Source organism: Nocardioides sp. (assembly GCF_014360585.1).
Classification (GTDB): Bacteria; Actinomycetota; Actinomycetes; order Propionibacteriales; family Nocardioidaceae; genus Nocardioides.
This window is the reverse complement of sequence record NZ_JACIXG010000035.1, coordinates 31,676-51,115: the sequence shown is the minus strand read 5'-3', so window position 1 is coordinate 51,115 and position 19,440 is coordinate 31,676. Positions and strand designations below refer to the sequence as shown.

Below are 19,440 nucleotides of genomic sequence, written 5' to 3'. Positions count from 1 at the left end.
GGACGGCCTTCGGCCGCCGGCTACGCCGGCCGCTACGCGGTCCTTGACACCGGGCTCCCTCGAGAAAGAATTGGCTGGCTATCGGGGCGGCGGCCCGGGTGTGGCGCAGCGCATTCGTTCCTGGGAACGGTGGTGTTCGTGGGGTGGGAGGGTGGCCCTTCGGGCCACTTACCATCCACAGGTTTGGAGTCGTTCGCTGCACGCGAAAAATGGGTTTGACCTGGGCAAATAGGTGTTCAAGAAGGCGTGGTTGGAGTAGAATCAGAGGCACTACGACACGCCTTGAAGGGATGTGACAGCCATGAGCATCGACCACTGGGGCACCAACCCCGGAGACCTTGTCTCGTCTGCTCTTGCTGCCATCGAAACCTCCCTTGAAGAGCTCCTCGCGATGGACCCGATCTACTGGCGCACCAGCCAGAAGAAGGACTACCTCGCCAAGGCGGAGAAACTCCAAGCCCAACAGGCTGCGTTGACGCTGCGAGTGCTGGCCGTGTCGGGCGATATTGCCGCCGAGACCGGAGACAAGGACGCCTCCGCGTGGATGCGCGCAGAGCTGCTGGTCGACAAAGGCACCGCCCGGGCCCATATCAAGCTCGCCACTGCGGTGACGAAGTACGAGCTGGTCTCTGCCGGCCTCGCTGCCGGTGTCCTCTCCGAGGCGAAGGCCACCGTGATCACCAAAGCCCTGGACAAGATCGAGGCTGACCCGGTCGCCACGAGCGAGGACCTGGTCCTGGCCGAGAAACTGCTGGTCGAGTACGCCACCCTGGCCACGGCCAAGGAAGTCCAGACCGCCGGTAGACGGGTCCTGGCCAAGATCGACCCCGACCGGTTCGAAGAAGCCGAAGCCAAAGCCCTCCTCGCCGAAGAAGAACGAGCCCAGCAGAAGACCGCGCTGCGGGTGTGGGACAACCACGACGGAACCATCGGGTTCGACGGGGTTCTCCCGACATCGATCGGGATGAGGTTCAAGAAGCAGGTCGAGGCCTGGGCCCAGCCCCGTAAGCAGCAGCTCGTCGAGAAGGGTGCCCCGCTCCCGCCGTGGGAACGACTCATGGGCCAGGGCCTCGCCCGCCTGGTCGAGACCATCGACCCGACCGCGCTGCCCCGCCACGGTGGCGACGCGACCGTGGTCAACGTCGTGATCTCCCTCGAGGAGCTCCGCAAGGAACTCGGCACCGCCACGCTGGGGTTCGATGAGACCAACGGCACCACCATCACCGCAGCCGAGGCCCGGAGGATGGCATGCAACGCCACCATCATCCCGTGGGTGTTGGGTGGTGACAGTGAGGTGCTGGACATGGGCCGGGCCAGCAGGGTCTTCGTGCCGGTCCAGCGCAAAGCGCTCCGTTTGCAGCAGAAGTGCTGCCAAGCCGAGGGCTGTGACATGCCACCGGAATGGTGCGATGCCCACCACTTCAAAGCCTGGGCAGCAGGCGGGAAGACGGACCTGAAGGACGGGGTCTTGCTCTGTCCGCACCATCATCGTCTGGCGCACAGCCCTGCCTATGTTCATGAACGGTTGCCCGACGGCACCGTCCGGTTCACCCGCCGGCCCTAGACCGACGGGCTGAGACCGACCCACCAAGTTCCCGCCCAGCGGGCACTTTCTCCTGCCCTCGACCAGGGCGGCTCTGCTCGGGGCGTCGATACGGACCTGGGTGACATCGCGTCAACGGGTTCAGCCCCTCGTCGGCGCAGTTCGTCGAGACGCGAAATGACTCGCACCCTCCTGCAGGCGCCTACTGCGCTCGAGCTGGCCACGCGCAACCACGACGCGCTCATCGACACCGCGAAGAACGACGCCGACAAGATCGTCGGCGAGGCCCGCGCCAAGGCCGAGCGTCTCGAGGCCGAGTCGAAGGCGAAGGCCGTGATGACTCCCTAGGTTTGTGACCGCCTCCCAGGCCCGGTGATCCCGACCGAGGCGCTTCCTCGCCCCCAGCAGCACACCGGCCACGATTCCCACGCCTGCCCCCAACTGACGACGCTGCGCCAAACCCCGCCGCCGAAGGCCGTCGTCTCGATAAGCTCGATACATCGCCTTGACTCCGGGGTTCGGCGTACGCGTACGACCCCTGCGGCAGCGACCACGAACGGGTTGGCGGCACCGGGACACTGAGAGTATGCGACGGATCGGTTTGCTGGGCGGGATGAGCTGGGAGTCGACGGCGGAGTACTACCGCCTGCTCAACGAGATCGCCGCGAAGCGGCTCGGCGGGCTGCACTCGGCGGACCTCATCGTACGGTCGGTGGACTTCGCGGAGATCGAGGAGATGCAGGCCGGAGGGGAGTGGGAGCGGGCTGGGGCTCGCCTCGCGGCGGAGGCGGCCACGCTCAGCGACGCCGGGGCCGAGGTGATCGTGCTGGCGACCAACACGATGCACAAGGTGGCCGGGCCGCTGGAGGAGACGTACGGGGATCGGTTCCTGCACCTCGGGGACACGACGGCGGCCGCGGTCGGTGCGGCAGGGGTCGGGCGCGTGGGGCTGCTCGGGACCGGGTTCACGATGTCGCAGCCGTTCTATGCCGACCGGCTCCGCGGCCACGGTCTCGAGGTCACCGTTCCCGCCCAGCGTGACCAGGACACGGTGCACCGGATCATCTACGAGGAGCTGTGCCTGGGGACGTTCCTCGACAGCTCCCGGCAGGCGTACCTCGCGGTCATCGACCGGCTCGTCGCCGACGGGTGCGAGGGCGTCATCCTCGGGTGCACCGAGATCGAGCTGCTGCTGCCGATGGAGACGTACGCGGGGGTGCCGTTGTTCCCGACGACCCGGCTGCACTGCGAAGCGGCGGTCGAGATGGCCCTCAGCCCCCGGGATCAGCGCTGCGTCGCAGCCCACTCCTCGGCGAGGATCGCGTAGGAGAGGCCGTCGAGCCAGCCGCGGGTGCGGTGCAGCGAGTCCTTGATCGTGTGGGACTCGCGGCGCATCCCGAGGCGCTCCATGAGCCGCCAGGAGGCCTCGTTTTCGGCGAAGCACTCCGCGACGACGCGACGCAGACCCAGAGGGCCGAAGCAGACGTCCAGCACAGCGCGGACGGCCTCGGTGGCGTAGCCGTTGCCCTGATGGGCGGGGGCGATGGTCCAGCCGAGCTCGGCCTGGGTGCCGTTGCCCTGCTCGCGCACCTCGGTCTGTGACCAGGGGTCGGTGATCAGCAGCATGAGGTCGCCGACGATGACGCCGTCGTGCTCGATCACCAGGCCGGACTCGAGGACGTCGGGGCGCTCGAAGACCTTGCGATAGGCGTCGATGTCCGCGAACGCGCTCGTCACCCACTCGGACACCTCGGGGAGGCTCCGGAAAGCCCAGGTCGGCTCGATGTCGGCGAGAGTCATCCGACGGATCACGAGCCGTTCGGTGCGCAGCGGCCACTCGGCCTTTCCCCGCAGATCAGGACGCGTGTCGATCATGTGCCAACCTTGGCATCAACCGGCTCCAGGACGCCACCGAGTTCTCCGGGACCGAGTTCCTCGGGTAGGGCGTCGTGGCGTACGACCAGCGAGGTGACCGCGCGGGTGAGGCAGACGTAGAGGCGGCGCAGCCCGGTGCCGCGGTCCGGCTCGCCGGCGACGATCGCCGTGGGGTCGGAGACGACCACGTGGTCGAACTCGAGTCCCTTCGCCAGCGAGGCAGGGACCAGGTCGAGATGGGCGTCGAACTCGGTCTCCTCGTCGGCGGGCACCCCTATCTCGGCATAGGCTAGTCCGGCCTCGGTGAGCTCGGCGCGCACCTCCGGGAGCGAGGCGTCGGGCGCGATCAGGCCCACCGACCCGGGGCGTTCCAGGGCCTCGGCGAGCGCCGCCACCACCGACGAGGTGGTGAAGGTGAGGTCGCCGCGGGCCCGGCGCACCGCGACCGGCGGCTCCAGGTCGGGCGCGATGTGGGGGAGGAGCCGGGCGGCGTACGCGATCACGTCGGCCGGCACCCGGAAGCCGCGGGTCAGCTGCTCGACATGACCGTCCGGCTTTCCCAGATGCGCCAGCGCGTCGGTCCAGGACGACGAGGCCCACGGCGTGGTCGCCTGGGCGAGGTCGCCGAGGATCGTCAGCGACCCGGTGGTCGAGCGGCGGCCGAGGGCGCGCAGCATCATCGCGGAGAGGTCCTGGGCCTCGTCGGCGACGATGTGGGCCACCGATGGCGTGCGGTCGAGCAGGTCGGCGATCTCGTCGAGGAGCACCAGGTCGGCCAACGACCAGCGAGCCGCACCGGCCGAGCGGGGCGGCTTCGCCCACAGCAGCGTCTCCTGCTCTGCCTCCGAGAGCAGCCCGTCGGCGACCTCCGCCAGCCAGGTCGCGTCGGTGAACAGCCGGAACAGCACCTTCGCCGGTTTGAGGTCCGGCCACAGCGCGGCCGCGTAGTCCTTCACCGGCTTGGCCCGCGCCACCGCGTCGTGCACCCGGTCGTCGGGTGAGTCGCCCGACCGCTCCATCTGCACCAGCACCCGGTGGGCCAGGGCCCGCGGCAGGAGCGCCCGGCCCGCGGCGTACCGCAGATCGTTGGCGCGCAGCCCCTCCAGCGCCTCGCGCGCCTCGTACGAGGGCACCCGCCACCGCCGCGAGCCGCGCGGGATGACCAGGGCCTCCTCCGGCTCACCGACATGCGACCAGACCGCTCGGCGGAGCACCTCGGCCATGCGTACGTCGCCCTTCAGCGTCGCCACCGAAGCGGGCTCCTCCGCCCGGAGAGCGCCGTTGACGGCGACCAGCTCCGCGATCGTCGCCTGCTTGGCCTCGATCTCGCCGAGCGCGGGGAGCACGTCGCGGATGTAGCGCAGGAACGAGGCGTTGGGGCCGATGATCAGGACCCCGCGCCGGGTCAGCTGGTCGCGGTGCGCGTAGAGGAGGTACGCCGCGCGGTGCAGCCCCACCGCGGTCTTCCCGGTCCCGGGCGCACCCTGCACGACGATCGTCTGCGACAGGTCGGCCCGGACCAGGACGTCCTGCTCGGGCTGGATGGTGGCGACGATGTCGCGCATCGGTCCCACGCGGGGCCGCTCGATCTCGGCCTCGAGGAGTGCCGAGTGCTCCTGCTCGGGTCCGCCGCCGGTCAGCGACTCGTCCTCGAACCCCGTCAGATCGCCGTGGGAGAACCCGTAGCGACGCCTCCGCGCCAGCCCCATCGGCTCCGTCCGTGACGCCCGGTAGAACGGGACGCTGACCGGAGCGCGCCAGTCGACCACCATCGGGTCGCCCGCGCTGTCGGAGATGTGCCGCCGGCCGATGTGGAACGATTCGCCACCCGCAGCAGCGGCCCGGTCGACGCGACCGAAGAAGTGCGGCACGTCCGGATCGTCAGCGAGCTGCTCGAGCCGTCGGGCGAGGGTGGCGTCCAGGATCTCGGCGCTGACCCAGTTGCCGGCCGTGGAGGAGTCCAGCGACTCCACCCGCTGCCTCATCCGGGCCAGATCCTGCCGGGACGCGGCCAGGTGCGCTCGCTCCGCGTCGAGGTCGTCGAGGTCGTCGGGGGAGTAGGTCCCGTCTATGGACATGGCTGATTCATCGCTTCTCCGTCGGCAGCAGGGTTCGCTGGGGGCGCAGGGTCAAAGGCTCCAACATAGGCGACCGCGGAGCGGCGGCCCAACAGGTTTATCGGCACCCCTGTTGGGGGAGGGGATGCAACAATTGGCGCGTGAGCCTGTTCGATCGTTTCCGACGCCGCAAGACGCGCATGAGCCGTCCGACGGGCGAGAGCTACACCGGATCCACAAGGGTGCGCGCCGCGGACTCCACCGACCAGAAGCATCTCGTGCAGTTCGTGACGACCCGACGCGGTGTCGAGGGGTTCGTCGAGCCGCGCACCGTCGTCAGCGAGGTGACCCTGCTCCTGGTCGCCCACGATGGCGAGTGGACCAGGCGGCGCGTGCCGTCGGCGCAGTGGGCTCACAAGTTCGCCAATCAGCACCAGGTCCCGTCCTACGATGCCGCGGTGGTCGGCGTACCGCAGCGGATGCGCGACTACAACCGACGCCAGAAGCAGCAGAGCCAGAAGCAACAGGGTCAGTAGGCCCCGAGCCCGGACCTCGGTCGAAACTGTCGGCGCCGGCATCTAGTCTTTGCCGACGTGGGTGAAGACCTGATGATCTCGGCGCACGGGCTGCGCAAGTCCTTCGGCGACTTCGAGGCGGTGCGCGGCATCGACGTGACCGTACGGCCCGGCGTCGCCTTCGGTTTCCTGGGGCCCAACGGCGCCGGCAAGTCCTCGACGATGCGGATGATCTGCTGCGTCTCACCGCCGAGCGCGGGCGAGCTGCGGGTCTTCGGGATGGATCCTGCCAAGGACGGCCCGAAGATCAAGGCGCGCCTGGGGGTGTGCCCGCAGGAGGACACCCTCGACGTCGAGCTCAACGTCTACGACAACCTCTACGTCTACGGCCGCTACTTCGGGCTGCCGAGAGCCGAGGTGAAGGGCCGGATCGAGGAGCTGCTCGACTTCGTCCAGCTCACCGACAAGGCCAAGGCGAAGGTCGATGACCTCTCCGGCGGCATGAAGCGACGCCTCACGATCGCCCGGAGCCTGATCAACCGGCCCGAGATCCTGGTCCTCGACGAGCCGACCACGGGGCTGGACCCGCAGGCCCGCCACGTCATCTGGGACCGGCTGTTCCGGCTCAAGCAGGCCGGCGTGACCCTGCTGCTGACCACCCATTACATGGACGAGGCCGAGCAGCTGTGCGACGAGCTCGTGGTCATGGACCAGGGCCGGATCGTGGCCCACGGCACGCCTCTGGGGCTGATCCACGAGCACTCCACCCGCGAGGTCGCCGAGCTGCGCTTCGGCGTCGGCGAGCACGAGGCGCTGGCCGCCAAGGTCGAGGACCTCGCCGAGCGGATCGAGGTGCTGCCCGATCGGCTGCTGCTCTACAGCGACGACGGCGAGTCGGTCATCGAGGCCGTCCACAGCCGCGGCCTGGCGCCGGTGGCCACCCTGGTGCGGCGCGCGTCGCTGGAGGACGTCTTCCTGCACCTCACCGGCCGGACGCTGGTCGACTGATGGTCGACTACGCCGGTTCGGGGCCGGCCACCCCACCGACCGCGCCCTCGGGGCTGGTCTCCGGTGCGCTGCGGATGGGCGACTACTGGCTCACCGTCCTGGCGCGCACCTGGAAGGGCGGGGTGATCACGACCTTCGTGACACCGTTCTTCTACGTGCTGGCGCTGGGCGTGCTGCTGGGCGGCTTCGTGGAGGCCGACTCGACCACGCTGGAAGGCGCCGACTCCTATCTCGCGTTCGTCGCGCCGGGCATGGTCGCCGCCCATGCGATGACGATCGCCTTCTCCGAGATGACCTATCCCGTCTACGGGATGGTCAAGTGGCAGCGGATCTACTTCTCGATGATCGCCTCGCCGCTGACCGCCTCCCATATCGTGCTGGCCCAGCTCGGCTTCCTGATGCTGCGTACGCTGTTCGCCTGCGGTGTCTTCCTGCTGGTCCTGACCCCCTTCGGGGTCTTCGAGACGTGGTGGGGCGTGCTCGTGGCATGGCTGGTCCAGGGTCTGGTGGTGCTGGGCTTCGGGACACCGGTGATGCTGTTCTCGCTCTCGATCAAGGGCGAGGAGTCCTTCGCGCTGATCTTCCGGCTGGGGATGATCCCGCTGACGCTCTTCTCCGGCACGTTCTTCCCCGTCGCCAACCTCGGTCCGGTGCTGGAGAAGATCGCGATGGCATCGCCGCTGTGGCAGGGCGTGAACCTCACCCGGATGCTCGCACTGGGGGAGATCGACTGGGGCCTGGCCGCGATCCACGTCGGCTATCTCGGCGTGCTCGCTGGGGTGTGCTGGTGGCTCGCGGTGCGCCGCCTGGGCGAGAGGCTGGTGTCCTGAGATGGCGCTCTTCAACGCTGCCCTGGGGACCACCGTCGCCCGGCCGCTGCGGGGCGGCGAGGCCGCCCGGATGCTGCTGTGGCGCAACATCCTGGTCTATCGACGCGCCTGGCTGGTGTTCATCACCGGGTTCCTGGAGCCGGTCTTCTACCTGTTCTCGATCGGCATCGGCGTGGGCGCGATGGTGGTCGGCTTCGAGTACGCCGGGAAGCCGGTCGACTACCGCGAGTTCGTCGCCCCAGGAATGATCGCGGCCTCGGCGATGAACGGGGCGCTGCTGGATGCGACCTTCAACTTCTTCTTCAAGCTGAAGTACAACAAGCTCTACGACCAGATGCTGGCCACGCCGCTGCGCACCGCCGACATCGCGATCGGCGAGATCCTCTGGAACCAACTGCGCAGCGGGATCTACGTGACCGCCTTCCTGCTGATCATGGTGGCGATGGACCTGGTCCACTCGTGGTGGGCGCTCCTGGTGGTGCCGGCCGCGCTGCTCATCGGGTCGGCCTTCGGAGCCGTGGGCATGGCCCTGACGACCTACATGAGCTCCTGGCAGGACTTCGAGAAGGTCACCCTCGCGATGATGCCGATGTTCCTGTTCAGCGCCACCTTCTTCCCGGTCACGGCCTATCCGGAGTGGCTGCGCTGGATCGTGGAGTTCACCCCGCTCTACCGCGGTGTCGTGCTGTGCCGCGAGCTGACGCTCGGGGTGCCGTCCTGGGGATCGCTGCTCTCGGTGGTCTACCTGCTGGCGTTCGGCGCGATCGGCCTTGTCGTCGTGCGACGCCGCCTCGACTCCCTGCTGCTCACCTGATCTCAGGTCGCGATTACGGCTTGGAGTATTCGATGTACGGCTTGCGAATTCGAGAAATCTGGAGCAATTTTCTGGCAGCTGGCGCGTGAGCCGGACAAGACTGGTCGATCGAGCCCGCAAGGATGGGGCATCTCGGCAGTCCGACCAGGAGGAAGAACATGGACCACATCCCGGGACAGGGCGACGACCTGATCGCGACCTTCTACATCAAGGACCCGGACTCGACCGGCAGCGAAGGGTGTGAGACGTTCTACGAGACGGATCGCAGATCCTGGGTTGTGCAGGGCAAGAGTCGCGGCCCGCAGGTGGCCGAGCAGCTCGTGGCCCTTGCTGATGATGAGACCTACCTGGAAGTCTCCGGCCGGACCATGGATGCGTTCGTCCGTAAGTACGTGAAGGAGAACCATGGAGTTGATCTCGCGTGAGCAGCGTTCGGCCCTCCTCTGGGCTGGCCGTCCGTTCCTGAAACTGGAGTTGCGAGACAGCTACGCCATCGACGATGACCTGTTCGCCGCATGGCGACGAGGGGATGACCGGGCGGTTGCCGAGTCCATGGCCCCGTGGCTGAAGCAGGTTGAGACGGAGATTGCCGCGGGCCGCCGCCTCCGGAGAGTTCGGGTTGTCTCCGAGCCGCTCTCGGAGTACCAGCGAACACTCTTCGACATCAGTCAATTCGGCGTCGATGCCGGTGAGGAGCTGCGCTGGCTCTCGCGACGGCTGGTCTCTGGTCTTCCGCTCCCCGGCAACGACTGCTTCGTGATGGAAGACCTCGTGATGTTCAACGTCCACGGCGGCAACGACGAGCAAGTCGAGATTCAGCTGGACCGCGATCCGGACCTGGTGGAGTTCTGTCGGAACGCCTTCGAGTCAGCCTGGGACCTCGCCACGCCGCATCACGAGTACAAGCCCGCCTGACGGGCTCGGCCATGGCCGACATGACGCCGTCGAATGCGGCGAAGAGAGCGTTTGCCGTACGTCTCCGAGATCTCCGACTCGACGCCGGCCTCAGCGGCGCAGCGCTCGCCGAGCGCTGCAGCTGGGGCCGGTCGAAGGTCTCGAAGATCGAGCACGGCACCCAGAACCCAACTGATGCCGACGTCAGAGCCTGGGCGGTAGCGTGCAACGCCGAGGATCAAGTTGCGAACCTGATCGCTGCCCATCGCGAAGTCGAGCAGATGTGGATGGAGTGGCGCCGGGATCATCGCGCCGGTATGAAGCACATCCAGATCCGCAATATGCCGCTCTACGAGCGCACCAAACTGCTCCGCGTCTATGAAGCAGTGAACTTCCCCGGCTATCTCCAGACCTTCCGCTACGCCGCCACACAGGGCACGATTCATGCTCACCAATTCGGCCTTCCGGTCGACGACGTCGAGCAGGCTGCTCGGAACCGGCTGGAGCGGCAACGCTTCCTAGGAACGGGCACGAACTCCTTCGTGTTCGTCCTGGAGGCGGCGATGCTCTACACCAACGTCGGTGGCGCCGACGTGATGGGCGAGCAGCTCGACCGGCTGCTCGAGGTAGCCGCGATGCCGTATGTCTCGATCGGCATCATCCCGCTCGGACAGCCCCGGTCGCTCTTCCCTGGCGAAGGGTTCTACCTGTTCGACGATCAGCTGGTTGTGCAGGAATTCTGGTCGGGATCACTGCGCTCCTCACGCCCCGAGGACATCAACTACTTTCTTCGCACTTTCGAGGCGCAAAGGGATCAGGCGGTCTTCGGTGCCGCTGCTGTAGAGCAGGTCGAGACGGCACGGGCGCGACTTCAGGAAACCTGAAGCAACTTCCTGGCAGCGGGCCCGCGAGCCAGATGAAACTGGCAGAGCCCGGGGCGCCGAAGGGTTTCCACCGATTTCGGTCGCCCCGGGATCCAACTCGCCAACCACCTGCGACGGAGCACCATGAGTTCCGCAGACGACCGACGCCCTCGACCTGGACGACCACGGCACATCTCCGGGCCGAACAGCAGCCTCTCGCCCCGCGATCAGATCCTCGATGCGTCCGCCCGCCTGTTCGTGCACCAGGGATTCGCTGCCACGTCGACCAGGGAGATCGCAGAAAGGGTCGGCATCCGCCAGGCGTCGATCTACTACCACTTCCCCTCTGGCAAGGACGAGATCCTCGGAGAGCTCCTGGAGAAGTCCGTGCGTCCCACGGTCGACAAGGTGGCTCAGATCGAGGGCATGTGCCCGCCGGAGGCACCCGAGACGGCGCTGTACGTCCTGATGCTGCTCGACGTACGCACGTTGGTGTCGCTCCCTCACAACACCGGCTTTCTAGCCCAACTGCCCGAGGTCACCAGATCGCCCGCGTATGAGCAATACGACAAGACCCGTCGGGGGCTTGAAGATGCCTACGAGCGGCTGGGCTGTCAGGTCGTGCGCCCGGGTGTGATCGTTCCTGGGAGTGCGGGTGAGTGGCTGCTGAACCATGCGGAAACCGTGATCTTCATGCGCAGGTCAGGGGCCACGCTCGGCAGGGCCGCAGAGGCTGCGATCGCTGCTTCTGGGATCCGGATGTGTGGCGCCGGCCAGGACCAGATCGACCATGCGGGCCAGCGGGCAGCGGAGGTTCTCGCCAGCCTATGAGGTCCCACGTCCCCGGCCCGTGCGCGTAGCGCCTTCTGACTGGCGGCATCTCGCGTCTCAAGGGCAGGATCTCCCTCGTGGCGGCCTTGGTGGGCCGTCAAGATTGACGTATGACATATGAGGCGCCTGCCGGAGCGGAGCTCGAGACGATCGAGCCCGACACCAAGGACTGGACCTGGGTCCTCGATCGGGCCTGCCCCGAGTGCGGCTTCGTCGCCGGTGCCGTGACCGCGGACCGGCTCCCCGAGATCGTGCGGGACAACGCGACCTACTGGGAGGTCTACCTCGCCGCCGACAACGCGCGCGAGCGCACCCGGCCGGGGGTCTGGTCGGCGTTGGAGTACGCCGCACACGTCCGCGACGTCCACCGCATCTTCGGTGAGCGGCTGAGGCAGATGCTGACCGAGGACGAGCCGCGGTTCGCGAACTGGGACCAGGACGCGGCCGCTGTCGAGGGCGACTACGCCGGCCAGGACCCTGCGGTCGTGGCCGAGGAGCTGATGGACGCCGCCGACGAGGTGGCCACGATCTACGAGAAGGTCCCGCCGGACGCGTGGGGCCGTCGCGGGACGCGTTCCAACGGCGACGTGTTCAGCGTCGAGTCGCTGGGCCGCTACCACCTCCACGACGTCGTCCACCACCTGTGGGACGTACGCGCCGCCGCCAAGCGGGCGACGGTCGCCGCCTACGACGCCAGCGTCGCGACGTACGTCGAGAGCACCTCCTTCTCGGAGGAGAACCGTTCGCTCCTCGACCGGTTCCTGGCCGAGCTCGAGCCCGGCGACCACGTCCTCGAGATCGGCACCGGGCCCGGCCACGACGCGAAGGCGCTCGAAGCCGGGGGAGTGCGGGTGCGGCGTACCGACATCAGCGAGGGGTTCGTGGCGCACCTGCGGACGCAGGGCTACGCCGCGGCCTGCCTGGACCCGCTGACCGACGACCTGCGTGATCCGGTCCACCCCGACGTCCCCTACGCCGCGGTCTGGGCCTCGGCGACGCTGCTGCACGTGGCCCGCGACGACTTCGGGACCGTGCTCGGCAGGCTCGCCGAGGTCACTCGCCCCGGCGGTGCGCTGCACGTGTCGCTGAAGGAGGGCGAGGGAGAGGAGTGGATCAACCGCGGCCACGTCGAGGCTCCCCGTCTCTTCGTCTACTGGCGTGAGGCAGAGCTCCGGGCGGCGCTGGACGAGGCCGGCTGGGACGTGCTCGAGGTCGGGCACGCGGACGGGCCCCTCGGGGACGTCTGGCTCGATGTGCTCGCTCGTCGGCGCGGCTGAGAGCGGCTGAGTAGCATTCGGGGCGATGAGGCACACGGAGTTCTGGTCCCGGATGGAAGACGCGCTCGGCGCGGGCTATGCGCGTGCGTGGGCGCGCCAGTTCGTGATGGGCGAGCTGGGCGGCCGCACCGCGCAGGAGGCGCTCGACGACGGCGTCTCGCCCAAGGAGGTCTGGGCCGCGGTCTGGAAGACCCTGGAGCTGCCGGCGCGGGAGCGGTGAGGTGACCTCGGGCCTCGCCGCCCCGCCCTCGACCGCGGCGATCCAGAAGCGCACCATCCTCACCCTGGTCGCCACCCAGGCGGTCGGCGCGATGGGCATCACGATCGGGATCGCGACCGCCTCCCTGCTGGCGCGTGACCTGTCCGGCTCGGAGTCGATGGCGGGGCTGTCCCAGACGACCCAGGTGCTGGGCGCCGCGGTGGCCGCGTACGTCCTGGGGCGGGTGATGGACGCCCGCGGACGCCGGTTCGGGCTGCTGGCGGGATATCTGCTCGGTGCGGCCGGGAGCCTGCTGGCCGTCCTGGCGGGCGTGGTCGGCTCGATGACGCTGCTGCTGGTCGGCGCGGTGCTGCTGGGCGCGACCACCGCGGCGAACAACGGCGCCCGCTACGCGGCCACCGACCTGGCTCCTGCGGCCAGGCGCGCGCGAGCGCTGTCGGTCGTGGTCTGGGCGACGACGTTCGGCGCGGTCATCGGACCCAACCTGACCGGGGTCGCCGAGCTCTTCACCGATGCCGTCGGGATCCCGGTGCTCACCGGTCCGTTCGCCCTCGGTGCGGTCGCGATGCTGGCCGCCGCGCTGGTGGTCGGGGTCTTCCTGCGGCCGGATCCACTGCTGGTCGCCCGGGAGGGCGCTCCGCCCGCGGAGGCGCCGAAGGGAACGAGCTGGCGCCGGGCGCTCGCCATGATCCGGGAGCGTCCCGCGCTCGCGGCGGCGGTGGTCGGACAGGCCGCGGCGCACGCCACGATGGTCGCGGTGATGGTGATGACCCCGCTCCACATGGAGCACGGCGGCGCCGGGCTGGAGGTCATCGGTCTCGTGATCAGCGGGCACGTCCTCGGCATGTTCGCCTTCGCTCCGGTCGCCGGCTGGCTCGCCGACCGCGTCGGCCGAGCCGACGTGATGGCGCTCGGTGGAGGCGTGCTCCTGGTGGCCCTTGTCCTGTGCGCCGCTGCGCCACAGGGCAGCTCCGGGCGGATCTTCGTCGGGCTCTTCCTGCTCGGCCTCGGCTGGTCGCTGGCCACGATCGCGGCGGCCACCTCGGTAGCGGACCAGACCCCGCTCGAGGTGCGCGCCGACGTCCAGGGCACCGCCGACCTGATCATGGGGCTCGCCGCTGCCGCCGCGGGAGCGCTGTCCGGGGTCGTCGTCGACGTGGCCGGATATCCAGCGCTCGCGCTCTGCGCGATCCTGCTGGTCGTGGTGCTTTTCGGAGCTGCGTACGTGGGGCGTCGGTCGGCCTGACACGCCTGCGACCGTGGCAGGGCCGCGGGGCGGCCCTGCCCGTCAGCATCCTCAGCCGAGGAGCTTCTCCATGGTGTCGATCTCCTTCGTCTGGGACTCGATGATCGTCCCGGCCAGGTCGACCGCGGGCTTGAACCGACCCTCGTCCTGCTCGGTCTCGGACATCTCGACCGCACCCTCGTGGTGCTCGATCATCATCTCAAGCCACATGTCCCGGAACTCGGCGTCGGAGGCGTTCTCGAGGGCGTCCATCTCATCGGCGGACATCATCCCGGGCATGTCGTGGTCCATGCCCTCCATCGAGTCGGACATGCTGCTGTCCTCGCCGCCGTGGCCCTCGTGTCCGCCGTTGACGTGGTCGCGCATGGTCGACGGCACCTCCTCGCCCCACTCCTGGAGCCAGCCGGACATGGTCTCGATCTCGGGGCTCTGGGCCGCCCGGATCGCGTCCGCGAGCTCCTGGACCTCGGGCTCGAGCGTGCGGTCCATGGTCAGGTCGACCATCGACATCGCCTGGGCGTGGTGCTGGATCATGTCGGTCGCGAAGGTGATGTCGGCCTTGTTGTGCTCGGTCTCGGAGAGCTCCTGCGGCTGACCGGCCTCGTCTTCGCCGCCGCAGGCGGACAGCGTCAGCAGCACGGCCAGGCCGGCCGCGGCCAGGGTCGAGCGGGTGCGGGTACGTTGCGTACGCATCTGTTTTTTCTCCTTGTCAGGTACTGTTTGCGGGCATCATTGACCCAGCTTCGGCCCGCGGGCGCGGCCCGGGTCGCGGCTGGTTCGAGGCCGCTCAGCACCTGATGACGGAGTAGGCCCACGCGGAGGGCGGACCGGTCGCCAGGCGGGTGATCAGGGGCGTGGATCCGGGCGTTCGGGACCAGCTGCGGCCACGGCTGAACCACCAGACAGGAGTACGTCGCCACAACCTGCTCAGGAGCAGCGCGCCCGCGGCGAGCAGGAACGCAGCGCACAGCATCATCGCCGTGTGCCCCTCGTCTCCTGGGCCTCCGGCGTGGCCGGGCACTCCGGGGTCGGCATGGCGGGCGTGGTCGAGGGCGTGGGTGTGTTCCACGTGGACGGCCGGCAGGCTCAGTGAGGCGTGCTCGCCATCGGCGCGGGAGCCGTGGAGGCTCAGCGCATGCATGGCCAGCAGGCCGGCGACCGTGACGACGACCGCCGCGAGCAGACCGACGCGTACGACCATCCCGGTCGTCCGCTGCCGTCGTCGTGATGCCGTCCACACACAGCACACCCTAAGCAGTCGGTCGCCGGCGGACAAAGTGGGCTCTTAACCCGATCATCCCTTGTGATTCATACCCCCATGGGGTATGAATCACAAGGTAGAGATTCCGAACGAACGAGCAAGGGAGCGACATGACGTCGCATGACGGGCACCTGCACGCGGGGCGCGACCATGCAGGACATCAGCACTCGACGCATGAAGGTCATGGCGACCATGGGGGACACGCCGGGCATGGCGGTGGGGTGAACGCGATGGCGGCGAGCGCCACGCTGCACTGCCTCACCGGCTGTGCGATCGGTGAGATCGCCGGGCTGATGATCGGCACCGCGATCGGGCTCGGCACGGGTTGGACGATCGCCCTGGCGGTCTCGCTGGCGTTCGCCTTCGGCTACGCCCTCTCGACCCTGCCGCTGCTCAAGTCGGGCCTGGCCGTCGGCGCGGCGTTCAGCGTGGTGCTCGCGGCCGACACCCTCTCGATCGCGACCATGGAGCTGGTCGACAACCTGGTCATGGCGCTCATCCCCGGGGCCATGGAGGCCGGCCTGGTCAACGTGGTGTTCTGGCTCGCGATGATCATCGCCCTCTCGGTCGCCTTCGTGGCGGCCTTCCCGGTCAATCGATACCTGCTCCAGCGGGGCAAGGGGCATGCCCTGACGCACCAGTACCACGGTGTGGAGCCGGTCCAGGAGGGCTTCCGGCGCTACCTTCCGTCGTTCTCGAGCGGTGCCCTGGCCGCGGTGATCGTCGCCTTCATGCTCGGTGGGCTGGCGGTCTCCATCGCTGACGCGATGGCCGGAGAACCGACTTCCGCCGAGCAGGTCGAGATGCAGGGTCACTGAGGATCCGGCAGGCTCGACACGCCCGAACAGGTGTTCACATCGAACGCTTGTTCGGGCTACTGTGTGGTGGTAGGTGGAGTGTGTTTCGTGCTTTCGCCCCAGGCAGAACAGGGCTGTGAGACACCGTGCCGGAGGGTCCCGTTCAAAACTGTCGGTGGTCCCGTCTAGCGTCTGCCTTGATGACGACGAAGACACGTGGACAAGCGGCAGGCAAGGGGAAGAAGTCTGCCCCTCAGGAAGGAAAGAACATGGCGGCAGGTGACCGCGAGAAGGCATTGGATGCCGCTCTCGCCAACATCGAAAGACAGTTCGGCAAGGGCTCGGTCATGCGGCTGGGCGATGAGACCCGGGCTCCGCTGGAGGTGATCCCGACCGGTTCGATCGCGCTCGACGTGGCGCTGGGTCTGGGCGGCCTGCCTCGCGGGCGGGTCGTGGAGATCTACGGTCCGGAGTCCTCGGGTAAGACGACGGTGGCCCTCCACTCGGTCGCCAGCGCGCAGCGCGCCGGTGGCATCGTGGCCTTCATCGACGCCGAGCACGCGCTCGACCCGGAATACGCGAAGAACCTCGGCGTCGACACCGACGCCCTGCTGGTCTCCCAGCCCGACTCGGGTGAGCAGGCCCTGGAGATCGCCGACATGCTGATCCGCTCGGGCGCGCTCGACCTGATCGTCATCGACTCCGTCGCGGCGCTCGTGCCGCGGGCCGAGATCGAGGGCGAGATGGGCGACAGCCACGTCGGTCTGCAGGCTCGACTGATGAGCCAGGCGCTGCGAAAGATGACCGGAGCGCTCAACAACTCCGGCACGACCGCGATCTTCATCAACCAGCTGCGCGAGAAGATCGGCGTGATGTTCGGCTCACCCGAGACCACGACCGGTGGTCGCGCGCTTAAGTTCTACTCCTCGGTGCGCCTCGACGTGCGCCGGATCGAGACGCTCAAGGACGGCACCGACATGGTCGGCAACCGCACCCGCGTCAAGGTAGTGAAGAACAAGGTGGCCCCGCCGTTCAAGCAGGCCGAGTTCGACATCATGTACGGGAAGGGCATCTCCCGCGAGGGTGGCCTGATCGACGTCGGTGTCGAGGCCGGCCTGGTCCGCAAGGCCGGCGCTTGGTACACCTACGAGGGTGACCAGCTCGGTCAGGGCAAGGAGAACTCCCGCAACTTCCTCAAGGACAACCCCGATCTGGCCAACGAGCTGGAGAAGCGGATCCTGGAGAAGCTCGGCGTCCTGCCGACGGTCGACGCCCCGGCCGAGGGCGAGGCGGCGCCTGTGGCCGAGCCCGCCGGTGTCGAGGACTTCTAGGTCCACAGGCACTGACTGACCCGTGGCTTCGTCTGAGCGAAACCGTTCGTCCACCCAGGATCCCTGGGTGGACGAACGGCCCGCGCCCGACTGGCTTCAAGCGAGCCAGCCGTTCGCGACGGAGGAGCGAAGGGCTGAGCGAGACGAGGTTGAGCAAGCGTCACCGCTGAGCTCGCGAAGCGGTGTAAGCGCGTCGAAACCAACACGGTCCCGTCGGAGCAAACCTCGCCCCGCAGACCCCGCGGACCCCAAGAACGACCCCGAGCCCGACCACGAGGCGATCGCCCGCAAGATCCTCCTCGACGCCTTGACCGGGCAGGCGCGCAGCCGCAAGGAGCTGGCCGACAAGCTGGAGAAGAAGGAGGTCCCGCACGCCCTGGCGACAAGGCTGCTGGACCGCTTCGAAGAGGTCGGCCTGATCGACGACGAGGCCTTCGCCAGAGCCTGGATCGCCAGCCGACAGCCGGGCAAGGGCCTGGCCCGACGCGCCCTCGCCCAGGAGCTGCGCCGCAAGGGCATCGACGACGACGTCGCCCGTGAGGCGCTCGACGAGATCGACCCCGACGACGAGCGCGAGGCGGGCCGGCGGATGGTCCGGCGCAAGCTGCGGTCCATGGAGCGCTTCGACGACCAGACCAAGACCCGGCGACTGGTGGGGATGCTCGCCCGCAAGGGTTATGGCGCCGGTGTGGCCTACGCCATCGTCCGCGAGGAGCTCTCACTTGCCGATGAATATGACGCCGCTGACGTCGTGTCAGAATCCGGCCTGTGAGTGAGCAGCAAGAGCGCGAGATCCTGACCTATGACCTGTTCGGCAGTGCCGTACGCGACATCGCCCAGCAGGTGGTGGACAGCGGTTACGAGCCCGACCTCGTGCTCTCCATCGCACGCGGTGGCCTGGCCCTCGGGATGGGCCTGGGCTACGCCCTCGACGTGAAGAACCTCTCCGCGGTCAACGTGGAGTTCTACACCGGCGTCAACGAGCGTCTCGAGGTCCCGATGATGCTCCCGCCGACGCCTGCGGCCGTCGACCTGACCGGGATGAAGGTGCTGATCGCCGACGACGTCGCCGACACCGGCAAGACCCTGGAGATCGTGCACGACTTCTGCGAGGGCCACGTGGCCGAGGCCCGCACCGCGGTGATCTTCGAGAAGCCGTGGACGGTGATCAATGCCGACTACGTCTACAAGAAGACCGACCGCTGGATCGACTTCCCCTGGTCCTCCCTGCCCCCGCTCGTCGACCGCCGCGGCGGTCTGGCTCACTGACGCTTCGGCGCTAGCCTGTAGCCATGTTCACACCGGTCGCCGTCCACACCGGGACACAGCGCCTCGGCGGGGTGACGCGCCCGGGGGAGAGCTGGGCATCGGCGGCGGCGAGGATCGCCGGGCGCCCTGCGTATGCTCTGGACCTCTCTGGTGAGGTGAAGGAGTTCTCCTCCGACCCGATGCCCGTGGTGGCGCTGCGGCCGATGACCCGTGGCGATCTGCCGCACCTGGTCCGTTGGCTCAACGCGGACCACGTGCACCGGTGGTATGCCGCCGACGGTGAGCCGACGCCTGAGTGGGTGACGGAGAACTACGGGCCCGACATCGACGGCAAGACGCCGGTGACGTTCTGGGTGATCGAGGTCAACGGCCGCTCGGTCGGCTTCTGCCAGGACTATCGGATCAGCGACGAGACGACCGGAGTGAGGCCGATCGGCGAGCTTGCTCGTCCGTTCGCGCCGAGCGAGGGAGTGAGCGCGCGAAGCGCGCAGCCGGACTATGCGCTGCTCACCCCCGACCCGGACGCGATCGGCTTCGACTACGCGATCGGGGAGCCGGCCTTCGTCAGCCGCGGCATCGGGTCACGGATGGCCTGGGTCTGGCTCAGCTCGATCCCACGCCGTTACCCCGGCGCGACGGCCTGCTTCGCCGCCCCCGACCATCGCAACGCCGCCTCGCTGCGGATGCTCGCCAAGGTCGGCTTCGAGCAGGGGACCTGGTTCGACGAGCCCCAACCCGACGGCTCGACGACCACGATGGTCGGGTGCTCGCTGGATCTGCGGCGCGTCGTCACCTGAACCGCCGGGTCG

The 19,440-nt window shown here is 68.4% G+C and carries 23 protein-coding genes; 19 read left to right on the top strand and 4 right to left on the bottom strand.

Annotation, left to right across the window (positions count from 1 at the left end; translation table 11 throughout):
• Positions 1–301 precede the first annotated feature (301 nt).
• From H5T77_RS13525 to H5T77_RS13515, 3 genes are all read left to right on the top strand, one after another.
• Positions 302–1,564: an HNH endonuclease signature motif containing protein gene (locus tag H5T77_RS13525; RefSeq protein WP_292650032.1), complete on the top strand. Its 1,263-nt coding sequence runs from the start codon at positions 302–304 to the stop codon at positions 1,562–1,564.
• 156 nt (positions 1,565–1,720) lie between these two features.
• Entirely contained in the window at positions 1,721–1,891 is a 171-nt protein-coding gene (locus tag H5T77_RS13520) for a hypothetical protein (RefSeq protein WP_292650030.1), read from the top strand.
• 238 nt (positions 1,892–2,129) lie between these two features.
• On the top strand, positions 2,130–2,870 hold the full coding sequence (locus H5T77_RS13515) for an aspartate/glutamate racemase family protein (protein WP_292650028.1): 741 nt from the start codon (positions 2,130–2,132) through the stop codon (positions 2,868–2,870).
• Here the strand turns inward: H5T77_RS13515 and H5T77_RS13510 are convergent.
• Positions 2,828–3,418, bottom strand: coding sequence for a GNAT family N-acetyltransferase (locus tag H5T77_RS13510; RefSeq protein WP_292650027.1), 591 nt, complete (start codon positions 3,416–3,418; stop codon positions 2,828–2,830). The two genes, H5T77_RS13515 and H5T77_RS13510, sit on opposite strands and share 43 nt — an antisense overlap.
• Positions 3,415–5,496, bottom strand: a complete 2,082-nt coding sequence (locus H5T77_RS13505) for a HelD family protein (protein WP_292650025.1) — start codon at positions 5,494–5,496, stop codon at positions 3,415–3,417. The genes H5T77_RS13510 and H5T77_RS13505 overlap by 4 nt, the downstream gene beginning before the upstream one ends.
• A gap of 140 nt (positions 5,497–5,636) precedes the next feature.
• On the opposite strand from H5T77_RS13505, the gene H5T77_RS13500 reads away from it, so the two are divergent.
• The 11 genes from H5T77_RS13500 to H5T77_RS13450 all read left to right on the top strand — a co-directional run bounded on the left by H5T77_RS13500 (position 5,637) and on the right by H5T77_RS13450 (position 13,973).
• Complete coding sequence (locus tag H5T77_RS13500; RefSeq protein WP_292650024.1) at positions 5,637–6,011, top strand: hypothetical protein; 375 nt, start codon at positions 5,637–5,639, stop codon at positions 6,009–6,011.
• A gap of 57 nt (positions 6,012–6,068) precedes the next feature.
• Positions 6,069–6,998, top strand: coding sequence for an ABC transporter ATP-binding protein (locus H5T77_RS13495; RefSeq protein ID WP_292650022.1), 930 nt, complete (start codon positions 6,069–6,071; stop codon positions 6,996–6,998).
• Positions 6,998–7,828: an ABC transporter permease gene (locus H5T77_RS13490; RefSeq protein WP_292650020.1), complete on the top strand. Its 831-nt coding sequence runs from the start codon at positions 6,998–7,000 to the stop codon at positions 7,826–7,828. Before H5T77_RS13495 ends, H5T77_RS13490 begins: the two co-directional genes overlap by 1 nt.
• A gap of 1 nt (position 7,829) precedes the next feature.
• Positions 7,830–8,642, top strand: a complete 813-nt coding sequence (locus tag H5T77_RS13485; protein ID WP_292650018.1) for an ABC transporter permease — start codon at positions 7,830–7,832, stop codon at positions 8,640–8,642.
• A 158-nt stretch (positions 8,643–8,800) separates the two neighbouring features.
• Positions 8,801–9,067, top strand: coding sequence for a hypothetical protein (locus H5T77_RS13480; RefSeq protein ID WP_292650016.1), 267 nt, complete (start codon positions 8,801–8,803; stop codon positions 9,065–9,067).
• A complete protein-coding gene (locus H5T77_RS13475) occupies positions 9,048–9,557 on the top strand; it encodes a DUF6879 family protein (RefSeq protein WP_292650014.1) in 510 nt (169 codons plus the stop codon). Before H5T77_RS13480 ends, H5T77_RS13475 begins: the two co-directional genes overlap by 20 nt.
• Before the next feature lie 11 nt (positions 9,558–9,568).
• Positions 9,569–10,420, top strand: a complete 852-nt coding sequence (locus tag H5T77_RS13470) for a helix-turn-helix domain-containing protein (RefSeq protein WP_292650012.1) — start codon at positions 9,569–9,571, stop codon at positions 10,418–10,420.
• A 123-nt stretch (positions 10,421–10,543) separates the two neighbouring features.
• Entirely contained in the window at positions 10,544–11,230 is a 687-nt protein-coding gene (locus H5T77_RS13465; RefSeq protein ID WP_292650011.1) for a TetR/AcrR family transcriptional regulator, read from the top strand.
• Between the two features lie 110 nt (positions 11,231–11,340).
• A complete protein-coding gene (locus H5T77_RS13460; protein WP_292650010.1) occupies positions 11,341–12,507 on the top strand; it encodes a methyltransferase domain-containing protein in 1,167 nt (388 codons plus the stop codon).
• Positions 12,508–12,532: 25 nt separating this feature from the next.
• A complete protein-coding gene (locus tag H5T77_RS13455) occupies positions 12,533–12,727 on the top strand; it encodes a DUF3046 domain-containing protein (RefSeq protein ID WP_179658405.1) in 195 nt (64 codons plus the stop codon).
• A 1-nt stretch (position 12,728) separates the two neighbouring features.
• Positions 12,729–13,973 carry an MFS transporter gene (locus H5T77_RS13450; RefSeq protein ID WP_292650009.1) on the top strand — a complete coding sequence of 415 codons (1,245 nt, stop codon included), beginning with the start codon at positions 12,729–12,731 and terminating at the stop codon, positions 13,971–13,973.
• Between the two features lie 51 nt (positions 13,974–14,024).
• Here H5T77_RS13450 and H5T77_RS13445 read toward each other — a convergent pair whose 3' ends face one another.
• The gene (locus tag H5T77_RS13445; protein WP_292650008.1) at positions 14,025–14,666 is read right to left on the bottom strand and encodes a DUF305 domain-containing protein; all 642 of its coding nucleotides are present in this window, start codon (positions 14,664–14,666) and stop codon (positions 14,025–14,027) included.
• A gap of 94 nt (positions 14,667–14,760) precedes the next feature.
• A complete protein-coding gene (locus H5T77_RS13440) occupies positions 14,761–15,213 on the bottom strand; it encodes a DUF6153 family protein (RefSeq protein ID WP_292650007.1) in 453 nt (150 codons plus the stop codon).
• A gap of 251 nt (positions 15,214–15,464) precedes the next feature.
• On the opposite strand from H5T77_RS13440, the gene H5T77_RS13435 reads away from it, so the two are divergent.
• The 5 genes from H5T77_RS13435 to H5T77_RS13415 all read left to right on the top strand — a co-directional run bounded on the left by H5T77_RS13435 (position 15,465) and on the right by H5T77_RS13415 (position 19,428).
• Positions 15,465–16,052, top strand: a complete 588-nt coding sequence (locus H5T77_RS13435) for a DUF4396 domain-containing protein (RefSeq protein WP_292650006.1) — start codon at positions 15,465–15,467, stop codon at positions 16,050–16,052.
• Positions 16,053–16,300: 248 nt separating this feature from the next.
• Positions 16,301–17,362 (top strand): recombinase RecA, encoded by a 1,062-nt coding sequence (gene recA, locus H5T77_RS13430; RefSeq protein ID WP_292650005.1) that lies wholly within the window; start codon positions 16,301–16,303, stop codon positions 17,360–17,362.
• 22 nt (positions 17,363–17,384) lie between these two features.
• On the top strand, positions 17,385–18,134 hold the full coding sequence (locus H5T77_RS25760) for a regulatory protein RecX (RefSeq protein WP_472850346.1): 750 nt from the start codon (positions 17,385–17,387) through the stop codon (positions 18,132–18,134).
• A complete protein-coding gene (locus tag H5T77_RS13420; protein WP_292650003.1) occupies positions 18,131–18,631 on the top strand; it encodes a phosphoribosyltransferase in 501 nt (166 codons plus the stop codon). Before H5T77_RS25760 ends, H5T77_RS13420 begins: the two co-directional genes overlap by 4 nt.
• A gap of 23 nt (positions 18,632–18,654) precedes the next feature.
• A complete protein-coding gene (locus H5T77_RS13415) occupies positions 18,655–19,428 on the top strand; it encodes a GNAT family N-acetyltransferase (protein WP_292650002.1) in 774 nt (257 codons plus the stop codon).
• The last annotated feature ends 12 nt before the right edge of the window (positions 19,429–19,440 follow it).